Raw genomic sequence first — 25708 nt, 5'->3', positions numbered from 1 at the left:
AATTTGAACAACATAGTCTTTACTCCAAGGGGAATTTGGAGGTAAATTATAGCTTTATTATTAGATAATTTAAATGAACTAAAACTTAATTTATCATCTAATATCCATAAAAAAACACCCTAGCATTACGAATATAATACTAGGGTGTTCCTATGTTTGAGGTCGTGTGATTAGTAAATAATCTTCGGCCCTACTTTATTCACTTTTGACACAAATTTGTCACTGTCAATACCGATCGCTTTGAAAGCTTCTACCTTGGCATTTGCAATTCTTTCTGCCTTATCCAATCCTCTACATAAAGAGAAAACAGATGGACCTGAACCTGAAATTGCTGTACCCATTGAACCTGCATAAACTGCTGCTCTTTTTACTTCATCAAAACCTGGAATCAGCATTGAACGGATTGGCTCAACAATTACATCTTGTAATGAACGGCCAATCAAATCATAGTTTTCTTGCTCTAATCCAGCAATCAAACCACCTACGTTACCCCACTGACGTACGGCATCTACTAATGGAATTTCACCTCTCAAAATATTACGAGCATCTTTTGTGGATACTTCGATATGAGGGTGAACTACTGCACAGCATAATTCCTCTGGTACATTCAAACGAACTACATCCAACGGATCATAACTACGCACCAAAACAAAACCACCATACAATGCAGGTGCTACGTTATCAGCATGTGCCGCTCCACAAGCTACTCTTTCTCCTTCCATTGCGAAAGGAAGTAACTCTTCAGAAGTTAATGGATTATCAAATAATGCGTTGACCGCAAAAGCACCAGCAACTGTACTTGCTGATGAAGAACCTAAACCACTACCAAAAGGCATTTTTTTGTGTAAAGTTACTTCAATCCCTGCCTTCTCTGCTCCAATTTTCTCTAAAAACTGATACACTGAAACGGTCGCTGTGTTTTCTCTTGGATTGCGAGAAAGACGGCCACCATCACCTGTGATGTCTTTAATTACAATACCCGGCTTATCGACTAATTTCATTTCGATTTCATCACCAGGGCTATCTACGGCAAAACCTAAGATATCAAAGCCACAAGCTACGTTAGCCACTGTAGCAGGGGCAAATGCTTTTACTTCTTTCATTATTTTTATTGCTACCTGTAGTAGTTAAGGTCTCTTTTCAACAATGTGAATTAGGCCTTATTTTATAAAAAGTATAATGAGGACAAAGACTAGCTTTATCCTCATTTTATAATCAAATTAGAAATTGAATTATGAAGCAATTTGTAAAGAGTAATTATCTCTTCATTCTTCATTCTTCATTCTTCATTCTCAACTCTTAGTTGATCAAGAAGTTTCCGATTGTAATAATCTCTGCAAATACTCCCGCAGCAGTCACTTCTGCACCAGCACCAGGTCCTCTGATTACTAATGGCTCATTGAAGTAACGACGAGAAGTAAATACTACCATGTTGTCAGAACCTACCAATCCATGGAATGGATGTGAGTTATCTACCGCTTCCAAACTTACAGTTGCTTTTCCTTCTTCATCTAAAGTAGCCACCATTCTTAGTGCCTTACCGTCGATTTCTGCTTCTGCTCTTTGTTTTTCGAAAAGGTCATTTGCTTTTTCTAATTCTACAAAGAAATCATCTACAGATTCAGCATCCATACATGCTTGTGGAAGGATAGGTTTTACTGTCACATCAGAAGGTTCCATATGATAACCTGCTTCACGTGCTAAGATCAAGATCTTACGGGCAACGTCTACTCCACCTAAATCATCACGTGGATCTGGCTCAGTATAACCCATTTCTTTGGCATCTTTTACTAACTCAGAGAATTTCATTCCTGCTGAGAAAGTATTGAATAAGTACGATAATGTACCTGAAAGAATACCTTCGATTTTAATGATCTTATCACCCGATCTCTTTAAATCTTGAAGAGGACCGATTACAGGAAGACCTGCACCTACGTTTGTCTCATACAAGAATTTCACGCCTCTACGTTTTGCAGCTGCTTGACATCTCAAGTAATAATCTAAGCTACTTGAGTTGGCGATCTTGTTTGGTGTAGTAATAGAAATAGAATTCAATAGAATCTTTTCATACAATTTCACCGCACTATCACCTGCTGTACAGTCTACAAATACAGAATTAGGCAAGTTCATTTCAATCATCTTCTCTACGAAACCTGCAGCGCTTGAAGTTTCTCCTTCTGCTAGAATTTCGTCTTTAGGTAAAGAAATATCTAAACCTGTTTCATTGAAGATCATTTTCTTTGAATTGGCAGCACCTACTACGTTCAAGCGTAAGTTACGCTCAGTTAATAAGTACTCTGCCTGATCTCTCATTTGAGTCAGTAACGTATTACCGATCAAACCAAGACCCAACATAAACACGTTCAACTCCGCCATATCTGACAAGAAGAAGATTTCGTGCAATGCATTCAATGATTTATGTAAATGCTTCTGCTCAATTACTACAGAAACGTTTAGCTCTGATGAACCTTGAGCAATTGCGGCGATGTTTACACCGTTTTTACCCAATGCACTAAATAACTTGGCTGCAACACCTGGGCGGTGTGCCATATTCTCACCGATAATTGCAAGAATTGATAAGTTATTCTGAACTTCTACTGGATTTACTTTTCCAGAAGCCATTTCATTGAAGAATTCCTCCTCAATGATTTTCTTACTTTCCGTAGCATCACCTGGAGCTACCGCGAAAGTAATGGTATGCTCTGAAGAAGCTTGTGTAATCAAAATCATCGATACACCACCTCTTGCCAATGCACCAAACAATCTTGATGATACACCCGGAACACCAATCAAACCACTACCTGAAAGAGTTACCAAAGCAATCTCTTTGATCGAAGAAATACCTTTCACTGGCCAATCTTCCTGACCTGACTTGCTTGTTACAAGTGTACCAGGGAAAGACGGGTTGAATGTATTTCTGATTCTTAAATCAATGTTTTTCTTGATGGCAGGCTGAAGTGTTGGAGGATAGATCACTTTCGCACCGAAGTGTGACATCTCCATTGCTTCTTCATAAGACAGTTGCTGTAATGAGAAGGCTGTAGGCACAACTCTTGGATCGGTAGTCATTACACCGTCAACATCTGTCCATATTTCGATTTCAGTAGCATTTAATGCCGCACCGAAAATCGCCGCAGTATAATCTGAACCACCACGACCTAAAGTAGTTGTTTCACCACTTTCAGAAGAAGCAATAAATCCAGTTACAATCTGCATTTTATCTGTTTCTGCAAAATGCTTTGTAATTGCAGAATTTGTTGTTACAAAGTCAACCTTCGCTCCGCCAAACACACTGTTAGTACGCACTACTTTACGTGCATCTAACTGTTCAGCAGGAACGCCCTCTTGTGTTAAGAACTCAGCAATAATATATGATGAAAGGCGTTCTCCGAAAGACTGTAAAATATCCAATGAGCGTAGAGACAATTCTTTTAAAAGGAAAATACCTCTTAAAATATCCTCTAGGTCGTTCAACTGAAGTTTCACGAACGCAATGGTTTTACTTTGTCTACGTACTTCAATTAACTCACGAATCGCGGTTAAGTGAGTAGACTCAATATCTTTCAATAATGACTTATAGGTTTCGTCACCTGACGCTGCTCTGTTCCCTACTTCTATGAGCTTGTTTGTTATCCCGCTCATCGCCGATACCACAACTGCGACTCTTTGTCCGCTTTGCTGGTAATCAGAAAGGATATTGGCCACTTGTTGGATATTTTTCGCACTTCCAACCGATGTACCTCCAAACTTGAGTACTTTCATCCTTTTCCTGTTTGCTAGTCCATAAGTATAAACAATTCGCAAAATTTGCGAGTACAATGCTAAGGCAAAATCAATCTTTTTAGAAATACACTTTTCGATTTTCTGCTCCGGAATTTCGTGAAAACATTGTTCAAACCATGTAATGAGAATTCCGATAAAAGGCAGGCTAAAAAGTCAATTCCAAATATTCGATACCATTTGTCTTAGTACTAAAGTTATAAAAGTAGTATTTAAATCAGTGAATCGCCAACAATTTGATAAATGATAGGTGAAGTTTTTTATAATTTATCATTAAAAGGGTCATTTTTTCTAAAATTTCTCATTTTTAGAGACTTTTCTTAGTCAAAAATGAAAAATATCTACTTCTCGTATTTTTAATTATTAATTGGCAATTATTAGTTGTTATTTCTTAGTTATTAATTTTTCTCTTCTTACTTTTGCTGCAAACGTGCGTCGCCTTGTCGCTTCAGTAATGAAGAGGAAAGTCCGAGCATCACAGAGCGTCACACTTCCTAACGGGAAGGCACTCAGCAATGGGTGACAGAAAGTGCAACAGAAAGTAAACCGCCTTCGGGTAAGGGTGAAATGGTGAGGTAAGAGCTCACCGCGTTGGTGGCAACACGAACGGCATGGTAAACCTTGTGAGATGAAAGACCAAATAGGTCTTATTGTCCTTCGGGAATGAAGTTGCTCGCTTCATTGTCTTCACAGACAGATAAGATGGGTAGGTCGATGGAGCCTGTGAGCGATTGCAGGCCTAGATAAATGACAGGGACCACATTGCTTGCAATGGAGGTACAGAACTCGGCTTATAGACGCACGTTTTTATTTTCTCATCCACTTAATTTTATTTCCCCCAAAAAATGAGAACCTTATTTTCCATTATCCTTTTCTTGGGTACCTTCCAGCTTCATGCACAATCTTTAGATTTCAAAAGTGTTGAAGACCTTTATTCTTTTTTCGATTACAATGCTTCTGAGCCAAAACAGTTAGTGAGTGCTCACCGTGGTGGTCCTTATATTGGTTATCCAGAAAATTGTATTCCTACTTTTAAACACCTTGTGAAATATGTTGACGTACCTGTGATTGAATTGGACGTTGAGATGAGTAAAGACAGTGTGATGTTTTTAATGCATGACAATGAGCTAGGAAGAACAACTACGGGCAGTGGTTCTGTGAGAAATTACACTTGGAAAGAATTACAGAAAATTCGTTTGAAGGACGATGAAGGTAATTTGACGAAATATAAGTTTGATACTTTTGAAAAGGTATTAAAGTGGACTAAAAAAGGAAAAGCACTTTTAACTGTTGATGTAAAACGCGGTGTTCCATTTGAAAAAATCACAAAAGCTATCCGTGACGCAGGTGTTGAGAAATATGCGGCAGTAATCACTTACAATTGGGAAGACGCTAAATTAGTTCATCAATTAGCACCTGAATTAATGATTTCTGTAACAATCATGGATGACAAAGGATGGGAAGAGGCAAAAGCTTCGGGCATTCCTTTCAACAGAATGATTGCTTTCACGGGAGTTAAACTTCAAGATAAATCTCTTTATGAAAAATTACATAAAGAAGGCATCTACTGTATTTCTGCTACTTTCCACACTACTGATAAAGTACAGGATGCTCAAAGCAGAACGAAAGAATATCAAGAAGCTTGGGATTTAGGTGTAGATATCATCGCATCTGATCTTCCTATAGAAGCTTCTGATGCTAAGAAATAAAAATAAGCTGTTCCACAAGATACTCGTGGAACAGCTTCATTAATTTCACTCGTTATATATATACTCTTTACCTAATTATTATTCTATTGTAAGATCAATTTATTCTTTACCACTTTCCTACCTGATTTTACAATCATATAATACATACCTGAAGGCATTTTTGATGGTAAGTTCAGCGGTTTAAGAATTGAGCTTCCAGCTAAGTTTTCTATAACTTCTTGATAGATGGTGTTTCCTTGATTATTAATGACCTCAATGCTAAAATCTGCCCCTGCCGATGCCCCTTGAATGGAAAGGTTTGATACTTCATTTCTGTGCAAAACATTCGGGTAAAGCTTCGCTTGAAAAGTAGGATCTGTATCTCCTTTCAAAGTAACGAACAAAGGTCCATAAGCTTCATTTTGTCCATCAAAGTCATACTGCACTAATTTATAATAAGCTTCTGGAAGAGGTTGCTCATCAATGAAGGTATAATCAATGGCATAATTTGTATTTCCGGCCCCATCCATGGTACCGATGCTCTCCCAATTTGTTTGATTGACAGAACGAAATACCTCATAATAATCATTATTGATTTCCATGGCAGAAGTCCACTTCAGTTCAACTGTTTGCTGATCTGTGGTACGAATTGAAAACGAACTCAAAATAATAGGCAGGTCACCCATATCGTTTTCTATCTCAATTTCTTCAATATTTTGCACAGCACTCATCCTTGCGTTTGAGGGATAACTCTCGTAAACAGCTTTAGCATCAGATGGTGAATCAACAAACTCAATTACAATTTTTCTATTTTGTGAAAAATAGTCCTGCATTGTAGAATTTTCTTCTTTAGTTAGATGATTTGTATTCGTCTTTCCATTATCATGATAGTGATCCAACTTGTCTTTTACTGTGTTATTTTTCACCTCCCATTTCACTGTTGCAATCCTATCTTTTAAATCTTGAAGTGATGTGATTGTCCCTAAACTTGCTTGATTAGGTAAATCGATTTCATTGTTATCAAAACCAAAGGCCTTTACTCTTAAGTATTTTCCATACCACCCAGAAGCGGTATTTACGGTAAGTTCACTTAAAATGTAAACACTAACTTTATTACCTGATCGGTCTCCCTCTACCAATTTTGATTCATCCCAAAAGTTAATAGATGCACTCAATGCGTTAAAGTCCAAGGATTGCGTTGTAGAAAAAGGATCAGAACCTACATTAACAGCATCAAAACCACCCCCTACACTACTACTTTCACCTAAGACATAAATACGATCTTTATTGCTTCCATAACCGCGGTTAAAATTTGCATCTCCTTCAACAGCCAGAACTGCATTATCTCCCAAATCAAAATTCATAAAAAAATCCCATCCCGCTGTATTTAAATCCCCTTTCACTATTAAGTTGCCAATGAGTATTAAATCACAATGGTAATTCATTCTAAAATTTCCATTAATAGTTAATGTTGCTCCTTCATTGACCTGAAGCGTGAAGTTATTAAGAAGATTACTGCCTGTGATTGCAAATGTGTTGAATTCACCCACATCTATTGTCACATCTTTATCAATTGTAAGCGTTCTCCCTCCATTTGCTAATGAATAGGTTAAATCACTTGCTCCAGTTCCATAAACACAGCTTCCATCTGAATCCATCGTCACATTATCAGTTATCGATAATGATGTATTCCATTTAGTATTACATTGTCCATAACTATTCATCGTTATAAATCCTAATGCACCAGTTAATAATAAGGGGTAAATAGCTCTCATCTTTTCATTTTTTTAAAAAGAAGTCGTCAACCTCTTTTCACGATTAGTTTTTTTATTTCTAGTCTTTGGTGTGGTTGTGATCTCTAACGCAAATGTTTTTGTAGTGTTGAGCAAAAAGAAAAATGAAACCGTATGTTTCTACACCTTTAATGATAAAAAAAAGAGGGTAATAGGGCGTTTTAGAAATGAATCATACATGGTGTTAAGTAGATTATTCTATCCAAAATTTGTGATTAAAAGCAATCAGGTGAAATTACCCTTACCCCTCTTCCATTTTTCTTACATCTTCGAAAAATTAGTACTGAAGTCATTTTTTCAATCAGAAATGAGCATAAAAAAATCCCACAGTCTCAATAAAACTATGGGATTTCAAATATCTAATTAACAATTCCTCAATAAGAACTCAATTATTTGATCATTAACCGCTCTTTTACAATATCTTTTCCTGACTTCACCACAACATAGTACATGCCTGTAGTTAATTGTTGTGTAAAGTGCATTGGTTTTAATAAACTACTTGAAACTATATCATTTAGTTCTTCTCCATACACTAGGTAGCCATTATTATTAAATACTTGAATACTCACTTGAGTACCTACATGCAATCCTGAAATATTGAACTGAATGGATTCACTGTTTGAAACTATATTAGGCATGATTAATAATTCTAATGTCTCTTCCACACCTTCTAATCTCACCGTTATTGGCCCAAAAAGTTCATAAACACCATCAAAATCCACTTGCTTTAACCTATAATAAGACATCGATAATTGATGCTCATCTGTGAATTCATATTTAATAGATACTTGAGAATTACCACTAGCATCTACTGTTCCTATTGTATTCCAGTTTTTACGGTCTGATGAACGTTGTACTTCAAAGTGAGAAGCATTTATTTCTGATGCCGTTTCCCATTCTAACTGTACTTGGTTTTCCCTTGTTTTACTTCTGAAGTAAGTAAGAACAACTGGTAAATCACTTGGCACCTGACTTTCAAAATCAATAATGATGTTGCCACTCGACTGCACCATAGTAACTCTAGCAGTACTTCCTCCTAACTGACCATCTACAACAATTCTGTCTGAAACCGACCCAGGCTCCACGACTTCAATTTTGATTGTTTTATTAATGAAATAATCAAGTATTAACTGATTTTCTGATTCATCTCCATTATTTCTATTTTCAATCGCATTTTCAATTTCAGTAGGTAACTTCCATGTCATTTCCCCTAAGGCACTTTTAAGACTACCTATAGAATTAACTTCAAAAGTAGAGTATAACAAGCAATTTTTATCTTCTACACTTTGTACAGTAAAAGCAATTTCTTTTCCCAACAAACTCAATACATTACCATTGGAAAGAATTTCTTCTAAGTTCTCTGATGTAAAAATAGACTGAGTATAAATTCCTGTTTCATCAAAATAGTCGAGTCCTCTAGCAGTAATTGGAAGATTGATATCAACTGGATAATCTTTGGTGAATGGATTATCCATATCATCAGGATATACATCTTTGATTTTATCTAAATCAATATTTCCAATTCCTCCTTCACTTTCAATTTGATCAATTGTATCTCTAATCGAATCCGCTAAACTTGTATTACCAGAAACTTCAGCTAACCAAAGGAAAAAATATAACCAACCAGGTGCTGACTCCCTTTGTAAAGTATAGTTTACTATCCTCCCATTTGGCACATAAATTAACCCTTCCATATTTCCTGAAGAATAATTTAAAATAGCATCTCCACTGATATGTATCTCTCCATCCGTTTCAATATTTATGTTTACCTCATTTGACTCTTCTGGTGAACGATCATCATCTCCTGTTGTTACTAAACTTCCATCTATGACAAGGACACCTCCTTGTTTTACTGTTACCGTGCTATAATTATAAAGTCTAAGGTCTCCGATAATAATCAGAGTATCTTTCTCTTCAATAATAAGATCCAATACTTCATTAGAATTAGGTTCAATGATGAATTGTGGAGTCTCAATTAGAACAGTATTAGCTTCATCTACATCTCCAACAATAATAGATCTAGATTGTCCATCATTTATAAAAGTCAATGCAGACTCCGAAAACACTTGACAATTTTCATTAAAAATTAGATTCCCATCTCCAATGGTCACTGGACCTGAAGAATAATCAGCTGAACAACCATCAATTTGTGAAAAAGAGGTATGATGGAATATCAAAAGAATAGACGCTATGAACAATAGCCTGTAGTAGTTAATGTTTATCATATCATAATAGGTTTGTTTGCTAACACTAGGTGTATTTGTTGTTTAGTTAATCACCTGTCTTAATAATGGTACTTAATAAAGATTTTTCATCACTTAACAGTTTTTAGCATCGAAAAACTACGCCAATTGGCAACAGTATTACTTAATAAAACTTAATAAGGATGATACAATAAAAAAAACCATAGTGTGGCGTACTATGGGCGTTTCGTTTAGTATATGATATGAGTAATTTTAGTCTGTCTGTAATATCTTTATTAGTTGATAAGGAGTTTTTCTTTTACAACACTTTTTCCAGACTTGATAACGACATAGTACATACCCGACCTTAAATGACTTGTAAAATCCATGGGCTTAAAGAGATTATTTGTACTGATATCATTGACTTCTTCAAAGTGCACGGTATGCCCTTGATTATTATAGACTTGAATGAAAACATCATTTCCTACGTTCAACCCTGACATATTAAAATGTACCTTTTCTCCGGTTGAAATGTTATTAGGCATTATAGTGGCATTCATGGTTTCTGAAATACCTTGATGATTAATAATTAAAGGACCATAATAAGCATACTCTCCATCAAAATCTACTTGCTTCAGCCTGTAATAAGCTTTTGGCAATGGACTCTTGTCCTCAAATTGATAATAGATGGATGTTTGTGAATTTCCTGCCGCTTGAACCGAGCCAATGGCCTGCCAATTCTCAAGATCTGTAGATCTTTCAATATCAAAATGAGAGGCATTCTCTTCTGTAGCTGTTTCCCACTCTATTGTAATATTTTCTTCTTCAGGAGATGCCTTTAAGTAAGTTAATTCTACAGGTAAATTTCCTGTACCAACCACTGTTCCCGTTACATTTAATGCTCCTTCCCAAGTTCCCAGTACTCCAGTGAAGCCAAATGGACCTGAAAGATCTAAATCACCATCAATATTTATTGTACCGTTAGGACCAATATTGAAACGATCTCCTAGAGATGCACCTATTGTATGGGTAACATCCCCAATTACATGTAAAGTACCATTGACAGTAAGAATCCCAAACTCGGACATTATCAAATCACCATTTATAGTAAGGGTTGCCCCTTCATCCACGGTTAAATTGCCAAAATTGGTGGTGAGAATAATAGTCCAGCCTTGTATGGTGTAAGAACCTACATTCCAAATAACATCAGTTGGGTCAGCAGGATCTCCACTGTCAGATATTGTTACATCGCTCCCTGAACCTATGTTAACAGCTACACCAACATTGTCATAAGTACAATCAGATGTATACACTATGTTATCCACTGGCGTGCATTGTCCATAAATAAATTGAGCAGTAAATAACAATAAGAAAAAGCAGTAAAATTTTTTCATGATAATAAATCTCACTTCCATCCATTAGAGTTTTACAACACTAAAAGCAGGAGATGATTTGAGCTAAGATTTTAAATTAAAAATAGAAATTGGGCATATGGGTTATTAAGTTAACAATAGAGTAATTAATCAAAGTAACCCTTTAGATAAACAGTAGTAATTGTCTTATTTTCAGTAATTTAATACATCATATCATACAGCAAATATTGCAAAACATTTTTAGTAAACAAATGCTTATGAGCATATTAACATCTCACTTTTTTTCTTGATTTTATTCATATAATCAACAATTCTATCTATAAAATATTAAAATAGTGCAATGTGTTATAAGAATATATAAAATAAAATACAGTCGTAATTATAGACGGTATTGTGCTACTTCTTTAGAAAAACTTCATGATTATCAGGAATTCTTTATTGTTTTTAGACAAGAAATTTATTTTTCTTACATACATAAGTAAATAAGTAGCTTTTGAGATTAATAAGAGATAGACAGAACGAGAAATAAGCTTTAATTTCTTTCCTCAAAATTTTCCAATTCAAGAAATAGATCAAATGATGCATTTTTAAGACTAAATTATTTTGTTAATGCTCAAAAATATTTTTCAAATTCTCTCATTTTCAATCATTTTACCTTTCTGGAAAATTATTCAGGCATAAAAAAGACCCACAGCTTTTTACAACTATGAGTCTTATTCATATTCCGAATTCTATTATCCGCTCTAATCTATCGGATCAATAGTTTCTCTTTTACCATATCTTTACCAGATTTCACTACTACATAATACATACCTGTTCCTAAAGTAGATGTAAAATCAAGAGGTTTTAAATATACTTCGGAGGAAACATCCTCTTCTATTTCTTTAAATACTATATTTCCTTGACCGTTATAGATTGTGATCTCAATATTATTTCCAACATCCAGTCCTGAAAGGTTAAATTGAACTTCCTGACCACTATTGATATTGTTCGGCATTAATAACAATTCCATTGGTACGTCCTTGCCATTCAATGCTACTTGCAACGGTCCGAAGAATTCATAAACACCATCAAAGTCTACTTGCTTCAATCTATAATAAGCAAGTGGTAATGGCTCTGTATCTTCAAACTCATAAGTAATAGCCACTTGTGAATTACCACTCGCCTCAACTGCACCTAACGTTTCCCATGTTTTTCTATCAGCTGATCTTTGAATATCAAAGTGAGAAGCATTGATTTCTGAGGCAGTTTCCCACTCTAGATTTACTGCTTCTTCGTTGGATGAGGCTTGGAAGTAGGTTAGTTCTACTGGGAGGTCATTTGTACCTCCAACAGTGATGTTTTCTTCTCCTATTATTACAACACTTTCAATAATATTATTATGGTAAGTATCTCTTGCCTCACGTTCCTCATCTGAAACAACAAGAATATTCCAATCATAACACTCATCACAATTAGCATTCGAAGCCGACACGTAGGTCAAATCACCCGTAATCGTCAATTTCCCACCATCTTGTACTTCAATAGAAGACCCATAATCTAATTCAAGGTTTCCTTGAATCTCAACATGTGTATTTGGTGCAATTACAAGTTTTATACCATGAGCTGCATAATCATTTCCATCAGGTCCAGTAGTAGTTGTTGTACTAGTCAAAATTAAATTTCTTAATATTGTTATGCCTATATTCCAGGTCACGTCAATATAGTAATCAACTCCATCATTAGGGTCATTACCACCATCTGAATATGTTATTGTAATATCACGATCAGTAGCAACTTCTATTGATGTACCATTCCCTTCTAAACAAACATCAGACTGATTATAATTTACATCATCAGTAGGTGTTGTATCTATAGTACATTGAGCAGAAACGATTGTATTAATCAGTAAAAAAGACAAAAATAATAAGTATAATCCCTTCATAAGTTAGGTTAATTTAAAGCTCACCAATCCAGCATTAGAAATCAGTGATCGTGTTGATTTAGAGAAAAATAAAAATGTAAATAGCCTGTGTGAATGCAAATCTCTATAACAAAATAAAGTCTTGCTTCAATGTAATTTCTGTTCGTTATAACTTAAATTAATAGAAATTTTTGAAATTTACTTAAACAACATTAACAAACAAAAAGTTCATTAATATTTAACACTTACAATTATTTACTAATTTTATCCTGTTAAATATACTATATCCATTCTTTTTATTTAATACTTTACTGATATAGAGTAAATTAATAAAATCACTTCTCCTTTAAATCCTATCTACAACTAATAAAACCTCATAGAGAGTTTCCATGAGGTTTTGAAGCTTTATATAATAACTTGTTCTTTTAATTTACAAGAAGCTTTTCTTTTACGATATCTCTTCCTGAATTGACGACAACGAAGTACATACCCGAAGAAAGCTGATCATTAATATTTGTGGTCTTTAAAAAATGGTTAACATTATTATCCACTACTTTATCATAATAAACTAGATGTCCTTGATTGTTATAAACTTGAATTTGAATATCATTTCCTATACTTAAACCTGAAATACTAAACTGTACTTCTTCTCCACTTGAGATTCGGTTTGGTAAAATCATCATGCTTAAAGATGAATTACCACTTTTGTTTACTTCTATAGGTCCATAATAGGTATACTTCCCATCTATATCCACTTGCTTCAATCTGTAATATGATTTTTCCGATAGCAAGTCATCTTCAAATTCATAAAAAATAGCCGTTTGAGAATTTCCTGATGATTGAAGTGTGCCTATCTTCTCCCAGTTTTTCAGGTCTAAGGTTCTTTCTATATCAAAATGAGAGGAATTTACTTCTGTTGCTGTCTCCCACTCTAAAATAACGGTCTCTTCTGTTACAGAAGCCTGGAAGTAAGACAACTCTACTGGAAGATCCGAACAGGTAAGATTTTCCTTTATATTTCCACAGTCAATATCCCAAGTTATACCATCCGATATTTTATCTGGGTCCATTGTTCCACTATTAAAATCCCCTCCGATTTGAACATATCCATTTCCATCTATCACTATATCAGCTCCGGTATCTTCCTCTCGAAAGCTCCAGGCACTTGTTGATAGGTCACCACTAATGATTAATTGTCCATCAATTTGAAAACTAGAATCATAAGGGTCGGTATCTTCAATTTGCATATTTCCATTGATACGGAGTATCGCTCCTTCTTCTATAATCAAGTTGACATAGAAAAAAGAAAACGTAGCAGCGGTGATGGTAATATCCGTTCCTGCTTTTATGGTTAAACTCGATTCCTGTAAACTTGCACTTGTAATGCCGTTTACTCCATTTAAGTCGGCGCGCAGATCAGAACACAACTCATAGTCTGATGGAATATAGTAGTTCCCAAATGCTCCAATAGCAAGGTCAGTTTGTACGCATTGAGCATTGACGGACTGAAAACAATAAGTCCACAATAAGAAAGTTAAACAGTAAACTTTTTTCATAAGTTAAGAGAATTTAATTTCATCAATTTTCGATGGGATGAAATCAGCGGCTGCTGTTAAGTTTAGAGAATGAATTACGTTTGCACTGGTGTTAATAAAGTACTTCTCAAAACTAGGGTAAATGGCTACAAATACATTCAAATAGTACTACGTCAACTTTTCAAAGTACTACTTCAAATGGGCTTCAATGGGCTTTTATCGCTTTTTTTCAGGGGTAAATGGAGCTATTTAAGTACTAAGCCAATAAAAAACCTCACAGATTCAATCCGTGAGGTTTCCAGCTCGTAGGTCTAATTTGTCTATAGTTGATTATTTTTAAGGTCGTATGAAGCCAACAGAATTGTGTACCTCATAGCGATATATGATATAAGAATCCCTGATCCCAAGGCTTCTGCGCATAAACCAATAAATAATTTCCCTTTTGTGATGTAAGCTCCAGATAGAGCCGTTTCTCTGAGATATTGCAAAAATTCAGGTTCTATAAATGTCAGATAGAACATCATGAAAAATGCGAAGGGAATTGCACTTAGTAATGTTATTCTCATCCCGTTCAAGAAACCTGATAGATAACCGAAATCACTAGGGTTTTCTTTTTGCATCTCCTTGAAAGCATAAAAAATACCGCCAGCGTGAATCACAAAATTCAATGCTCTTAATTCTATAATATGGTATAGATTTAAAAATTTCATGATCAGAAATAATAACAGATATCCGACGAACATGAAAGAAGCGTATTTAATAATAATTTTCATAAGAGGGGCTAGTTAGAAGGTTCCTGAGTTATTGAACATTTAAGGGTGGGTATTATTAAGTGTTCATGTGTAATAAACCAATACGGGTAAGAATTGTTTTGGTAAAACATAAAAAGTCATGCATTTTTTGAGAATACATGACTTTTTGAGCTGTAGAGCTTTAATAACTTATGCCGTAGTGGCAGTAAGTATTTCTAGTTTTTCTATGAAAGCATTGATTTCTTCTTCTGATGTATCAAAAGAACACATCAAGCGGACTTCATTGGTCTGTTCATTCCATACATAGAAAGGAGATTGTTCTTGCATGGCTGGAATTACTTCTTTCGGTAAAATAGCAAAAACACCGTTGGCCTGTACTTCTTGAGTAATGACCACTTCAGGGACTTTACCTAAACCTTCAGCCAGTTTTTTGGCCATTTTATTGGCATGAAGAGCATTTTCTTTCCATAAATCTGAACCGAAAAGTGTTTCGAACTGAACAGCGATATAGCGCATTTTTGACAACAACTGCATCCCTTGCTTTCGAACGAATTTATAGTTTTCAGAAATCTTTGTGTTCAAAAAGATAACCGCTTCACCGAACATCAATCCGTTTTTTGTTCCGCCAAAAGAAATAAAATCAACACCTGTATCTACCAGCATTTCCTTGAAAGAAACACCCAATGAAACAGCCGCATTACTGATTCTTGCTCCATCTACATGCAACAATAAGTTGTTTTTATGAGCAATATCGGCGATCGCTTTTATTTCTTCGCATGTATATACAGTGCCATATTCTGTAGCTTGTGTGATAGAAACGACTTTCGGCTGTGACCAATGCTGTTCACCTAGGTTTACCAAAAATGGAGTAATATCATCTGGAGTAAGCTTCCCGTTTTCCTTCTCTACAGTAAGCAACTTAAACCCACCGAATTTTTCAGGAGCACCGCATTCGTCTACATTAATATGTGCTACTGATGAACAAATGATAGCACCATAAGAAGGGCAAACTGATGATAAAGCGGTAACGTTAGCGCCTGTGCCATTCATGGTAAAATACACATCAATGTCTTCTTTCAATAATTTCTTAAAAACAGCTATTGCTCCTGCAGTTGCATCGTCTGCTCCATAAGAACCTTGGTGTCCGACATTTACTCTCCCCAATGCTTCTATAATTTCAGGATTCGCTCCCGAATAATTGTCACTTGCTAATGTTTTTTTCATTATATATTTCTACTTAATATGGAAGTCTTCTTTGAATTGTTCTCTTACTTAAGCTAATATCCTCAACAGCTTAAAGAGATTGGTTATGGGTAAATAACATAGAAAAACATAAAGTTAGAGAAAAGGTTATTAAATATTGACAACTTATTCCACATACAATTAGTACTACTAAGTTTTGTTAGTAAAAGCGTACCTTTTAGTCTTAAGTTTTATAACTTAAAACAAACTTTTTAAACCGAAATAAAATGAAACTAATACTACTCTCAGGAAGTGTAAGAGATGATAGACAATCTCATGGCGCTGTACTTTATATCGCCCAAAGAATGAAAGAACAGTTTTCTCTCGATGTAGAAGTGATTGATCTCAAAGAATATGCTCTTCCTCCTCTCACAAATACTCTGCATGACAGTTCACCGGAAAATGTAAAAAAACTGGGTACTATTTTAGATAAAGCAGATGGTATTTTATTGGCTTCGCCCGAATACAATGGAAGCTTTTCTTCGGCATTGAAAAACGTAATCGATTTTTTCCCTAAAAGTACTTATCAAAGAAAACCGATTGGTGTGATCAGTATTTCAGCTGGACCGCTTGGAGGAATAAGAGCAGCTCAAGCTATGCAACTTCAAGTGCTTGCCCTGATGGCTTACCCTACGTATAGAATGATGACAGTGGCAAATGTTCAAGATCAAGTGGATCCCGAAGGTGTTTTATTAAATCCTGAATTTAAAGGGAGTGTTGATATGTTTATAAAGGAATATGTCTGGCTGGCTGAAGCAATCGTAAGCAAAAAGAAATTGGATTAAAAAATAAGAATGATGAATTAAGTACTCGGACTAATGAAAGCGAGTATTTCGTAGACCCATAATTGAAATTATGGGCTTTTGGGAAGATAACTCATTTATCAACATGTGATTATAATATTTGGCTTATCCATATTTAAATGGTAATAAAGACTGTAAATCTTTGAGGTATGTCAAGATTATAATGAAAGTTGGAAAATATGATAGCTTCCCATAAGCCCATGACTTTCAGTCATGGTGCACGTAATTATTGTTCCATTTCTTTTGTCACAGTACTTTATGCAAACATAATCAGTATTCTGTGTGTATTTTCTTGGAATAAAGGAACAGAAAGCAATAATTTTTCTTCGCCTTTTAATGGTAAAGATTCTTCCAATAGAGATGCATTGATTACAGAATGCATGATTTTTTCTTTCTGTGATTCCGATAAGAAATCAGGCACATTCAAAATTTTAGTGGCTGTAATATCTAAATTCTTGAAGGTGGTATTTTCAGCTTCAATCTTTCCTTCGGCATCTAATAATAATGAAGGTAAAGAAAGCTTGTTGATCCACTCATTGGTAGACAGATCCACTTCTTTATCCTGGAAAATTTGTTCTAATACTGCAAAACCACTTTCCTTATTGTTCTCTTTCTGTTGCATTCTGAAAAGAGTATTCTTGGTTTTCTGACGTTCTACCTGTCTTGTCAAACCTTGCTCGCGCTCTACTCTTTCTGTGACATCAAAAATGATAAATGTAAACTTGATCGGCACATCACCATTAAATACTGCTCTCACGCTTGTCTCTCCCCAAAGTGCTCCTTTTCTAGTTGTATAATATTCTAAGGTTCTGATTTTTACATTTCTTTCTGAATCATCCGACAACAAGGTAGAAATAACAGACTGATAAGAAGTTGTGACCATATCAGCAAGCGGTTGCCCTATCATACTGTCTATAGATTTACCTGTTAGCTCTTCAACTTTATCATTGCCAGAAAGGATTCGACCATTAAGATCTACTTCCAGAATCATAGACATACCTTCCATGATTGCTGTTCTTGAAGCCACCTCGTTCTGTAATAAATTGAGCGACTCTGACTCTGTTTTCAATTCCTTTCTAATAAAGCTTTCCTCTGTCTTATCTACCATAAACAATGTAATTTTCTGTACATCGCCTGATAAACTCTTTAATGGGAATAAATTAAGCTCTAGAGTTTTGACATGTCCTTCTCTAGACATAAAATTGAAAGTGGCCGTCGCGTCTGTCCCTGCCTTTATATCTCTAAGAATTCGTTTAAAAGAGCGGATTTCTTTGGCATCTTCAAACAGCTCCACCAAAGCAATATTTCTATATTCTTTTCTTCGATACCCTAGCAGTTCTGTGAAAGTCGTATTGGCAGATTTTATTTTTCCATCCAAATCAAGGTCGAGCACTGGGAAATGCATTCCGAAAGCATTCAGTCTTTCTGTACTTGTCAGATCTTTGGCTTTTTGCTCTGTTGTAAACTCTGCAAACTGAATGATTTTATATGGTTTTCCATCCAGCCCGAAAATAGGATTATAAGTACCGTTCATCCATATTTCCTGTCCTCTTTTATTGATTCTGCAATATTCACCCGAAATGTAAGAACCGTTATTCAAACTATCCCAAAGCAATTTATAACGCATTGAATTCACTTCTTCAGAAGGAACTAATACTCTTTCATACTTTCCGATCAGGTTTTCCAATTTATATCCCATCACCGAAAGGTACATATCATTGGCAGTAATAATTCTCCCTTCAAGGTCAAACTCTATAATTGCCATGGTTTTACCAATTGCTTCAAGGATGTTTTTATTAAGGTTAGATTCCTTGGACAGCTCTTTCAATTTCACGTTGAGTTCATCCTGGAAGCCCTGCATCTCTTTTGTTTTAGATATCAATGATTCCTCTTTGTTTTTCAAATTTTCATTGACTTCCATTGACTCTTTCAGCAAGCGGCGAGTATTTTCATTCATCATATATACTGCAATGGCTGAGGCAAAACGCTCACAAGCTGCATTCGCATATTCTTTTTCATGAGGAGTCAAGTTTCTGTAAGATGCAATTTCTACAGCTCCATATACCTCATCCGCACCATGTACCACTGGAATAATTATAATACTGGTAGGTGCCGCCTCTCCAAGTCCTGAAGAAATGGCAGTATAATGATCTGGTACATCTTCCACATAGATATATTGTTTCTCCAGCATTACCTGTCCCACCAAACCTTCATTTGCTGAGATTTTTTTCTGAGGAAAACGCTTTTTGCCATAAGCATAGCTTGCCACTTGATTCACCACCTGATCGCTGTTTTTGTCCAGTCTTAAGAAAACACCACCTTGGAGTGCACCTAAGTGACGAGTGACAAACCTCACAAAAGCAAAACTCATATCTGTGATCGAATCAAAATGTTCACCATTAAGCGTTTCAGTTGTTTTAGCCAGTCCTTCAGTAATCCATTTACTTACAAACTCCTCATTAGCCAGCTGCATTAAGGTATTACGTGCTTTATCGTAAGATTCTTCCAGCCTAGGGTTAAGACCATCAGTATTTGCTTCAAAATCTTTCTCACCCAAGTGCTCAATCATTTTTGTGATTCTCTCAAAGTCATCTTCCAAATGATTTACCTTGTCTTCAATTACTTTGATGTCAGAAATATTATCTCCTCCTTTTTCTGAAGTAAAATACTCAAGGTTTTTTCTCAGTAAATTCATCGGAACCAAGAGCTTGTTTCTAAAATAGGCTCCTTGAGAAATCAAAAGCACCACACCAATAACCACCAAAAGACCATTGAAAATGATATTGGTTGATTTTGTGCGTCTTATGTTTTCTTCCAGTTGAAAACGTGTTTCTCTGTTATGAAGTAGTAATGAAGAGTTTCTTCTTTCTAAAAAATCGAGTGCTTTTCCTACCACATCGCTTCCCTCTCCTTCACCAATCAACTGTGCTGTAGAAGAAGAGTAGCCCAATGTTCTTCTTCCATACTGCAGTTCTTCAATAGAGGAATTAGATTTGATACTAGCATCCCACATTACATCAATCTGCTCATAGTAATCCTCAAAACGCTTTCGATACAATTCCAAAGCATGCGACAAGTCGTCATCTCCAAGAGAAGTAAGGATCAAAAAAGACTGCTGCTCTGAAGAAAGCATTTTAGTACCGCTCTCCATTGCATTAATCTGAGAAAGCACTTTATCTGCTTCCTGTTTCAGACCTAATAGTGTTTTTCTATCATCCGTTCTATAATATTCTCTTGCATGATAAGGGAAGTTTGCAATCTTATACTCCTGATTTAGAAGGATTTCAGACACTTCTCTTTTCTCTGCTTGTGAAGACCTCAAGAAAGAAACAAAACTCATCAGCAGTAGTAAACTCACTACTACAATAGTTGCTGTACCTCTGAACTCTGGGCTTACTTTCATATTTTATATATCTAAAAAATAGGATTTTTTCCTACATGAATTTAATATTTCAAATCAAGTGATAACTTTACTACTTTAAAAAGCATTTTTTTTTAATCTTTATCAATATTTCGTTGATAATCATCACTTTTTTCTAATCTCAAAAAGTCTATATTGGTTATAACCTAATAACCCAAATTTATGCCTAAATTTCTTCATCCCTTTCTATATATAAGTCATTACCTTCCTCATGAAGTAGAAAAATGGATTGTCCTGATTACCGTTTCATTAGTGGTAATAGGTCTTCTGAGAGAACGTACCAAACCATCAGTGATTTTCTTTATTGGTGTTGTGATACTTCTCGTCACAGGAACGATTAGTTCAAATGACATTTTGCACTCAATGAGCAACCCTTCAATAGCTACAATCATTGTGCTAGTTATTGTGACCACTCACCTTTATCATACCTTCAATCTGGAAGCTATTTTGGATAAAATGATCGGCAAATCTAAAAATCCCCGGCTCTTTTTATTAAAGGTGACTTCCTTTGCCGCATTCCTTTCTTCTTTCACCAACAACACGCCCGTAGTGGCAGGATTGACTCCTTACGTTTACAATTGGTGTAAAAAAATGGGAGCTCATCCTTCTAAACTACTGATTCCGCTTTCCTTCAGTACCATTTTAGGCGGTATGATCACCATAATCGGTACGTCAACCAATTTAGTCCTCAATGGTTTTATAGAAACGAATAACTTACCCCTTTTAGCTTATTCAGACTTCCTTTATTTAGGTATTTTGGTCACTTTTTTGGGAATTCTCTATTTAGTCACTGTAGGTTATAATCTATTACCTGAAAATAAAGAAGTTTTTGATGATGCGAAAGCAATCGCTCCGGAATATTTAATGGCACTGGAAGTACATAAACTATCCAAAATAATAGGGAAAACGGTAGGAGAATCAGAGCTCAAAAAATTTGAAGGTGCTTATTTAATCGAGGTCCACAGAGGAGGTGAAGTCATTACACCTATTCCAGATGATTTCACTTTCAAACACAAAGATCAGTTGATGTTTATGGGACAAACCGACAACATCATGACGATTGTAAATTCAGAATTGGGACTCGAAGTGCCCAATCATGAAGACGATTCTGAAATTGTAGAAGCTGTAATCCCTGCCAATTCTTTCTTGGATGGGAAATATATCAGCAAAATCAATTTCAAGGAAAAATATGATGTTGAATTGGTTGCTATTCATAGAAATGGACAAAAGGTAACGGGAGAACTTGAAAATGTGACGCTACAAGCCGGTGATATGTTGCTGTTATCCGCAGGGGACACTTTCTTTTCTAATATGAAATCTTATAAAGAGTTTTATGTGTTGTCTACTATTGAAAAGAGTCAAAGACCTGTTGTAAAACAAATGCATAAAGCAGTGTATTTGGGTGTTTTGATTTCCTTGATTTTATTAGTGGGTTTTGGAGTCTTGTCTATTCTAACGGCAGCTATTATTTCTTTTGCCGGCCTATTGCTTATCAAAGCCACCAATTTTAATACCGTCAATAAAGAACTTGATCTAGACCTTATCATATTACTGATGTCAGCCCTTACTTTAGGTGATGCATTTATTAATTCGGGAGCCTCTGAAATCGTCAGTAAAATGTTTATTACTATTTTCTTGCCTTTCGGGGTGATTGGTGTACTTGTAGGACTGTTTTTAGTTACCGTTTTATTGACCTCATTCGTAACCAATGTGGCCGCTATATCCATTGTGTTCCCTATCGCTTATTCGGTGAGTGAGATGTTGAATTTGCCAAGTACACCTTTCTTTGTGGCTATTGCCTTTGCCGCTTCGGCTGCGTTTTTGACACCCGTCAGCTATCAGACCAACTGGATTGTTTATGGTCCCGGCGGATATAAAACGAAAGATTTTATGAAAATAGGCCTTCCATTGATGGGCATTTACTGTACTACTTGTATCATCTTCATTATTCTATATTATCATTTATATTAGGTACCTTTGAGGCAAACGATTTTTGTGCGATATAGAGTATGTTTCAAGCATCTCTTAAAGGTGAAAACCTAATACTTTCTGATAATGGACGAACAGATTTACAAATATATTTTCTGGTTTTTAGTGTGCAGTTTTTCATCGGTGATTACCTCCATTTCTGGCGGAGGCGGAATGTTATCATTACCCGCATTAATTTACCTTGGATTACCGGATGCTGTTATTCTCGGTACGAATAAAGTAATCCTCACTACAGCTTCAATCACTGCCACTTTTCAGTATCATAGAAAAGGTTTTTTGAAGATCAACCGACAACTATTAATTGCTTGTGGCATTTCATTAGTAATGGCGGTTTGTGGAGCAGAATTGAGCAAACTGATGAATGCAAAGTACATGCTTTACCTTCTCTTGGTCATTATTCTTTTTCTGTTTACCTTAGAATGGTATAAACGAAAGCACCCTAAATCTGAGACGGATTTTGATGACAATGTACCTTCAAAAATAGTGTATCCTACAGCTTTTTTAATTGGACTTTACAGTGGCTTCTTTGGGCCTGGCACAAGTGTCATCTGCTTTTTTATCCTTTCTTTTTTCAGTAATATTCCTGTGATGGTCAACGTTGCTTTTTCTAAAAGTCTGGCCATGATCTCATCTATGTCCGCATTATTCTTTTTTATGATGGAAGGCTTAGTGTATTGGGATTATGGATTAGTGGGGGTAGTGGGTGCTTTTCTTGGAAGTTGGATTGGAGCTGAATTAGTCGTTAAAGTGAATCCAAAAGTTGTGAAGGCTTTTTTTAATGTGATTTTGATATTATTCTTATTAAAGACACTTTACGATTTGAGTCAATATTAAGCAGGACTTCCCCCTTAATACAAGAAAAAACCCTTAACTGCTTTCACAATTAAGGGTGATCTATTTTCAGTGTATATTGATTACACATTCTTTATTTCAATTCCATCTCAGCATTTAATGCATCAAGCATTCCTTTCGCTTTCAATAGACATTCTTCATATTCTAATTCTGCATTGGAGTCAATCGTAATCGCACTACCAATTTGGAAGGATAAGTATTTATTTCTGGCGTTATAAAAGGCACTTCTGATCACTACATTAAAATCAAAATCGCCCTCAGGAGTGATATAACCTATAGAACCAGAATACAAGCCTCTTTTCGTTCGCTCATACGTTTCAATCAATGCCATTGCCATCACTTTTGGTGCTCCGGTCATACTTCCCATTGGAAATGCATTTTTCAATACTTTCGCAAAAGGAATACCTTCCTTGATTTCTCCTTCAATTGTTGAAATCATCTGGAAAACAGATTTGAAACCATAAATACCAAAAATCTCTGGTACTTTGATCGTTCCTGCCTTACAAGTTCTTGCCAAGTCATTTCTCACCAAATCCACAATCATCATATTTTCCGCCACTTCTTTTTCATCATTACGAAGCTGAACTTTCAATTGATGATCTTCTTCCTCAGTTTTTCCTCTTCGGATTGTTCCTTTTATAGGTTGAGAAATCACTTTATTGTCCTCTTTTTTCATGTAACGTTCCGGAGAAGAACAAGCGACAAACTTGTTTTTCACTTTATGGAATGCTGAAAAAGGTGCAGGCGATAAAGCTGAAATTCTTAAATACAAATCAAACGGATCAATCTCCGCTTCTCTTGCTAAGAATTCCATACAGATATTGACCTCGTAAACATCTCCCTCTAAAATATGTTCCTGTATTCTTTCAACAGTATCAATATAAATTTTATGAGAGATCTTCGGGCTCACTTTCCCTCCCCAGCCATCTTCTGAAGGTTGAGGCACTTCTTGTTGAGAAACTTCATAAAAAATAGCTTCAGCATCACCGTCTGAAACAATTTGAACCTCATTTCCCTCAAAAATGAATAAAGTTTTAGGGATATAGAAAAATGCATTTGACATTTCTATACCGTCCTGATGGTCAGAACACAATAGTTCCACCTCATTTTTCAGGTCATATCCCCAATGACCAAATAGCCAACTTTTGTGTTGATTATGGAATTTTTGAACGCTTTCAAAAGAGTTTCCTTCCTCAATATCACAAACTTTTTTAGCCCCAACAGCTAATAAGTGCTGAAAACCACCATTAGGGTAATCTATTTCGTGATCATACAAGTAAGTGCAGTAAGTTTCATTCTTACCCCAGTTCCATGCTTGCAGACGAAACGACTCCACATCTTCGACTTGAAAACGCATTCTTTTTTCTTCTATTTCTTCCAAAAACATCACAGTGCAAAATTAATCATTTAAAATTGATCTTTACATAAAAAGAACAATTAATAGAAAACTGACTAACAGCAATATTAATGCATTCTATCTCCTCTGACATCCATAGTTTTGAGGAGGTCCGCTTCAAACTTCAAGAATTCTTGCCAGCGAGCATCCACTTCTTCTCTTGGCTTGTACTTTCTTGCCAACTCAATAAAAGTGACATAATGCCCTGCCTCAGAAATCATCAATTCATAATAGAAGCTTTTTAAATCTTCATCATCCAGTCCTTTCCAAAGTAATTTGAATCGCTCACAAGATCTTGCCTCAATCAAAGCACTTACTAGAAGTTTGTCCACCAATTGATCCATTCTTGAACCTCCTTTTCGAGCAAACTTCACAATCGCATTAACATATTCATCTTTTCGCATACGTCCCAAAGACAACCCTCTTTTTCGAAGTTGCTTTACGACTCTCTCAAAGTGTTCCCACTCCTCCGCCACAATTGGCATCAAAGTATCCACCACATCATCCAATTCAGGATAGTTGACTATGATAGACATACTTGCCGTAGCCGCTTTCTGTTCACAGTATGCATGATCAACTAAAATTTCCTCAATATTGTTTTTCTCCACCATGTTTACCCACTTCGGATCAGTCGGTAATTTGAGGTGAAGCATGTGCCCTTGCCCTTTGAATTCTTCTTCCATTATTTATGAATAATATTCCATTAAAAATTCCGATGCGAAATTAGAGATATTCCTTCAATAATTGAGAATTAAAATTTAAAAATGATCTGATAATGCAAGAACTAACGCTTATCTGAAAGAATATTCCATATTTTGAGCAAAATTGTAAACATTACAATAAAATAAGCCATAACAATACTAAAAACCCACTTTTCCACTCTTTTCAGGAACGATATGTAATGCTATTACTGTCAATTGTAATGGTTTGTAATGCTCCATTTTCATCAAAAAACGATCATAGTGACGTCTTTGCAAAGACATCTCAAACATGTTACT

The 25708-nt window shown here is 35.6% G+C and carries 17 protein-coding genes and 1 other RNA gene; 5 read left to right on the top strand and 13 right to left on the bottom strand.

What is annotated here, in order from left to right; all coding sequences use genetic code 11:
• Nucleotides 1-170 precede the first annotated feature (170 nt).
• Entirely contained in the window at nt 171-1103 is a 933-nt protein-coding gene (locus HHU12_RS03260) for a homoserine kinase (RefSeq protein ID WP_062618763.1), read from the bottom strand.
• Nucleotides 1104-1299: 196 nt separating this feature from the next.
• Entirely contained in the window at nt 1300-3762 is a 2463-nt protein-coding gene (gene thrA, locus HHU12_RS03255) for a bifunctional aspartate kinase/homoserine dehydrogenase I (protein ID WP_169654962.1), read from the bottom strand.
• 445 nt (nt 3763-4207) lie between these two features.
• Here thrA and rnpB point away from each other — a divergent pair.
• Together rnpB and HHU12_RS03245 are read left to right on the top strand one after the other, a co-directional pair.
• An RNA gene (gene rnpB / locus HHU12_RS03250) (RNase P RNA component class A) lies at nt 4208-4590 on the top strand.
• A gap of 35 nt (nt 4591-4625) precedes the next feature.
• Nucleotides 4626-5489, top strand: coding sequence for a glycerophosphodiester phosphodiesterase family protein (locus HHU12_RS03245; protein WP_169654960.1), 864 nt, complete (start codon nt 4626-4628; stop codon nt 5487-5489).
• Between the two features lie 83 nt (nt 5490-5572).
• Here HHU12_RS03245 and HHU12_RS03240 read toward each other — a convergent pair whose 3' ends face one another.
• The 7 genes from HHU12_RS03240 to HHU12_RS03210 all read right to left on the bottom strand — a co-directional run bounded on the left by HHU12_RS03240 (nt 5573) and on the right by HHU12_RS03210 (nt 16231).
• Nucleotides 5573-7243 carry a T9SS type A sorting domain-containing protein gene (locus HHU12_RS03240; protein ID WP_169654958.1) on the bottom strand — a complete coding sequence of 557 codons (1671 nt, stop codon included), beginning with the start codon at nt 7241-7243 and terminating at the stop codon, nt 5573-5575.
• Between the two features lie 407 nt (nt 7244-7650).
• On the bottom strand, nt 7651-9486 hold the full coding sequence (locus HHU12_RS03235) for a hypothetical protein (RefSeq protein WP_169654956.1): 1836 nt from the start codon (nt 9484-9486) through the stop codon (nt 7651-7653).
• Nucleotides 9487-9740: 254 nt separating this feature from the next.
• Nucleotides 9741-10838, bottom strand: a complete 1098-nt coding sequence (locus HHU12_RS03230; protein WP_169654954.1) for a T9SS type A sorting domain-containing protein — start codon at nt 10836-10838, stop codon at nt 9741-9743.
• Between the two features lie 727 nt (nt 10839-11565).
• Nucleotides 11566-12741 (bottom strand): T9SS type A sorting domain-containing protein, encoded by a 1176-nt coding sequence (locus HHU12_RS03225; RefSeq protein WP_169654952.1) that lies wholly within the window; start codon nt 12739-12741, stop codon nt 11566-11568.
• A gap of 404 nt (nt 12742-13145) precedes the next feature.
• Nucleotides 13146-14276 (bottom strand): T9SS type A sorting domain-containing protein, encoded by a 1131-nt coding sequence (locus tag HHU12_RS03220; RefSeq protein ID WP_169654950.1) that lies wholly within the window; start codon nt 14274-14276, stop codon nt 13146-13148.
• Between the two features lie 299 nt (nt 14277-14575).
• Entirely contained in the window at nt 14576-15028 is a 453-nt protein-coding gene (locus tag HHU12_RS03215) for a DUF4199 family protein (protein ID WP_169654948.1), read from the bottom strand.
• A gap of 168 nt (nt 15029-15196) precedes the next feature.
• Nucleotides 15197-16231 (bottom strand): threonine aldolase family protein, encoded by a 1035-nt coding sequence (locus tag HHU12_RS03210; protein ID WP_169654946.1) that lies wholly within the window; start codon nt 16229-16231, stop codon nt 15197-15199.
• A gap of 245 nt (nt 16232-16476) precedes the next feature.
• On the opposite strand from HHU12_RS03210, the gene HHU12_RS03205 reads away from it, so the two are divergent.
• A complete protein-coding gene (locus tag HHU12_RS03205) occupies nt 16477-17034 on the top strand; it encodes an NADPH-dependent FMN reductase (RefSeq protein WP_169654944.1) in 558 nt (185 codons plus the stop codon).
• A 274-nt stretch (nt 17035-17308) separates the two neighbouring features.
• Here the strand turns inward: HHU12_RS03205 and HHU12_RS03200 are convergent, their stop codons facing one another.
• On the bottom strand, nt 17309-20455 hold the full coding sequence (locus tag HHU12_RS03200) for a PAS domain S-box protein (protein ID WP_169654942.1): 3147 nt from the start codon (nt 20453-20455) through the stop codon (nt 17309-17311).
• Nucleotides 20456-20635: 180 nt separating this feature from the next.
• On the opposite strand from HHU12_RS03200, the gene HHU12_RS03195 reads away from it, so the two are divergent.
• Together HHU12_RS03195 and HHU12_RS03190 are read left to right on the top strand one after the other, a co-directional pair.
• Nucleotides 20636-22444 (top strand): SLC13 family permease, encoded by a 1809-nt coding sequence (locus HHU12_RS03195; RefSeq protein WP_169654940.1) that lies wholly within the window; start codon nt 20636-20638, stop codon nt 22442-22444.
• An 84-nt stretch (nt 22445-22528) separates the two neighbouring features.
• Nucleotides 22529-23296, top strand: a complete 768-nt coding sequence (locus HHU12_RS03190) for a sulfite exporter TauE/SafE family protein (protein ID WP_169654938.1) — start codon at nt 22529-22531, stop codon at nt 23294-23296.
• 91 nt (nt 23297-23387) lie between these two features.
• Here the strand turns inward: HHU12_RS03190 and HHU12_RS03185 are convergent, their stop codons facing one another.
• From HHU12_RS03185 to HHU12_RS35585, 3 genes are all read right to left on the bottom strand, one after another.
• Nucleotides 23388-24671: an anthranilate synthase component I family protein gene (locus HHU12_RS03185; protein WP_169654936.1), complete on the bottom strand. Its 1284-nt coding sequence runs from the start codon at nt 24669-24671 to the stop codon at nt 23388-23390.
• A gap of 107 nt (nt 24672-24778) precedes the next feature.
• On the bottom strand, nt 24779-25393 hold the full coding sequence (miaE, locus tag HHU12_RS03180) for a tRNA-(ms[2]io[6]A)-hydroxylase (protein WP_240970838.1): 615 nt from the start codon (nt 25391-25393) through the stop codon (nt 24779-24781).
• A gap of 177 nt (nt 25394-25570) precedes the next feature.
• Nucleotides 25571-25702: a hypothetical protein gene (locus tag HHU12_RS35585; protein ID WP_262889370.1), complete on the bottom strand. Its 132-nt coding sequence runs from the start codon at nt 25700-25702 to the stop codon at nt 25571-25573.
• Nucleotides 25703-25708: the final 6 nt, after the last annotated feature.

This window comes from Flammeovirga aprica JL-4 (genome assembly GCF_012844305.1).
In the GTDB taxonomy this organism is placed as follows: domain Bacteria; phylum Bacteroidota; class Bacteroidia; order Cytophagales; family Flammeovirgaceae; genus Flammeovirga; species Flammeovirga aprica.
This window is presented reverse-complemented; position numbering and strand designations above follow the sequence as displayed.

What these genes read in the sequence shown, in the direction of transcription:
- HHU12_RS03245 (WP_169654960.1), top strand. Translation starts at nt 4,626, where the DNA reads ATGAGAACCTTATTTTCCATTATCCTTTTCTTGGGTACCTTCCAGCTT.
- thrA (WP_169654962.1), bottom strand. Translation starts at nt 3,762, where the DNA reads ATGAAAGTACTCAAGTTTGGAGGTACATCGGTTGGAAGTGCGAAAAAT.
- HHU12_RS35585 (WP_262889370.1), bottom strand. Translation starts at nt 25,702, where the DNA reads ATGTTTGAGATGTCTTTGCAAAGACGTCACTATGATCGTTTTTTGATG.
- HHU12_RS03260 (WP_062618763.1), bottom strand. Translation starts at nt 1,103, where the DNA reads ATGAAAGAAGTAAAAGCATTTGCCCCTGCTACAGTGGCTAACGTAGCT.
- HHU12_RS03195 (WP_169654940.1), top strand. Translation starts at nt 20,636, where the DNA reads ATGCCTAAATTTCTTCATCCCTTTCTATATATAAGTCATTACCTTCCT.
- HHU12_RS03225 (WP_169654952.1), bottom strand. Translation starts at nt 12,741, where the DNA reads ATGAAGGGATTATACTTATTATTTTTGTCTTTTTTACTGATTAATACA.
- HHU12_RS03215 (WP_169654948.1), bottom strand. Translation starts at nt 15,028, where the DNA reads ATGAAAATTATTATTAAATACGCTTCTTTCATGTTCGTCGGATATCTG.
- HHU12_RS03235 (WP_169654956.1), bottom strand. Translation starts at nt 9,486, where the DNA reads ATGATAAACATTAACTACTACAGGCTATTGTTCATAGCGTCTATTCTT.
- HHU12_RS03200 (WP_169654942.1), bottom strand. Translation starts at nt 20,455, where the DNA reads ATGAAAGTAAGCCCAGAGTTCAGAGGTACAGCAACTATTGTAGTAGTG.
- HHU12_RS03190 (WP_169654938.1), top strand. Translation starts at nt 22,529, where the DNA reads ATGGACGAACAGATTTACAAATATATTTTCTGGTTTTTAGTGTGCAGT.
- HHU12_RS03210 (WP_169654946.1), bottom strand. Translation starts at nt 16,231, where the DNA reads ATGAAAAAAACATTAGCAAGTGACAATTATTCGGGAGCGAATCCTGAA.
- HHU12_RS03185 (WP_169654936.1), bottom strand. Translation starts at nt 24,671, where the DNA reads ATGCGTTTTCAAGTCGAAGATGTGGAGTCGTTTCGTCTGCAAGCATGG.
- HHU12_RS03240 (WP_169654958.1), bottom strand. Translation starts at nt 7,243, where the DNA reads ATGAGAGCTATTTACCCCTTATTATTAACTGGTGCATTAGGATTTATA.
- miaE (WP_240970838.1), bottom strand. Translation starts at nt 25,393, where the DNA reads ATGGAAGAAGAATTCAAAGGGCAAGGGCACATGCTTCACCTCAAATTA.
- HHU12_RS03205 (WP_169654944.1), top strand. Translation starts at nt 16,477, where the DNA reads ATGAAACTAATACTACTCTCAGGAAGTGTAAGAGATGATAGACAATCT.
- HHU12_RS03230 (WP_169654954.1), bottom strand. Translation starts at nt 10,838, where the DNA reads ATGAAAAAATTTTACTGCTTTTTCTTATTGTTATTTACTGCTCAATTT.
- HHU12_RS03220 (WP_169654950.1), bottom strand. Translation starts at nt 14,276, where the DNA reads ATGAAAAAAGTTTACTGTTTAACTTTCTTATTGTGGACTTATTGTTTT.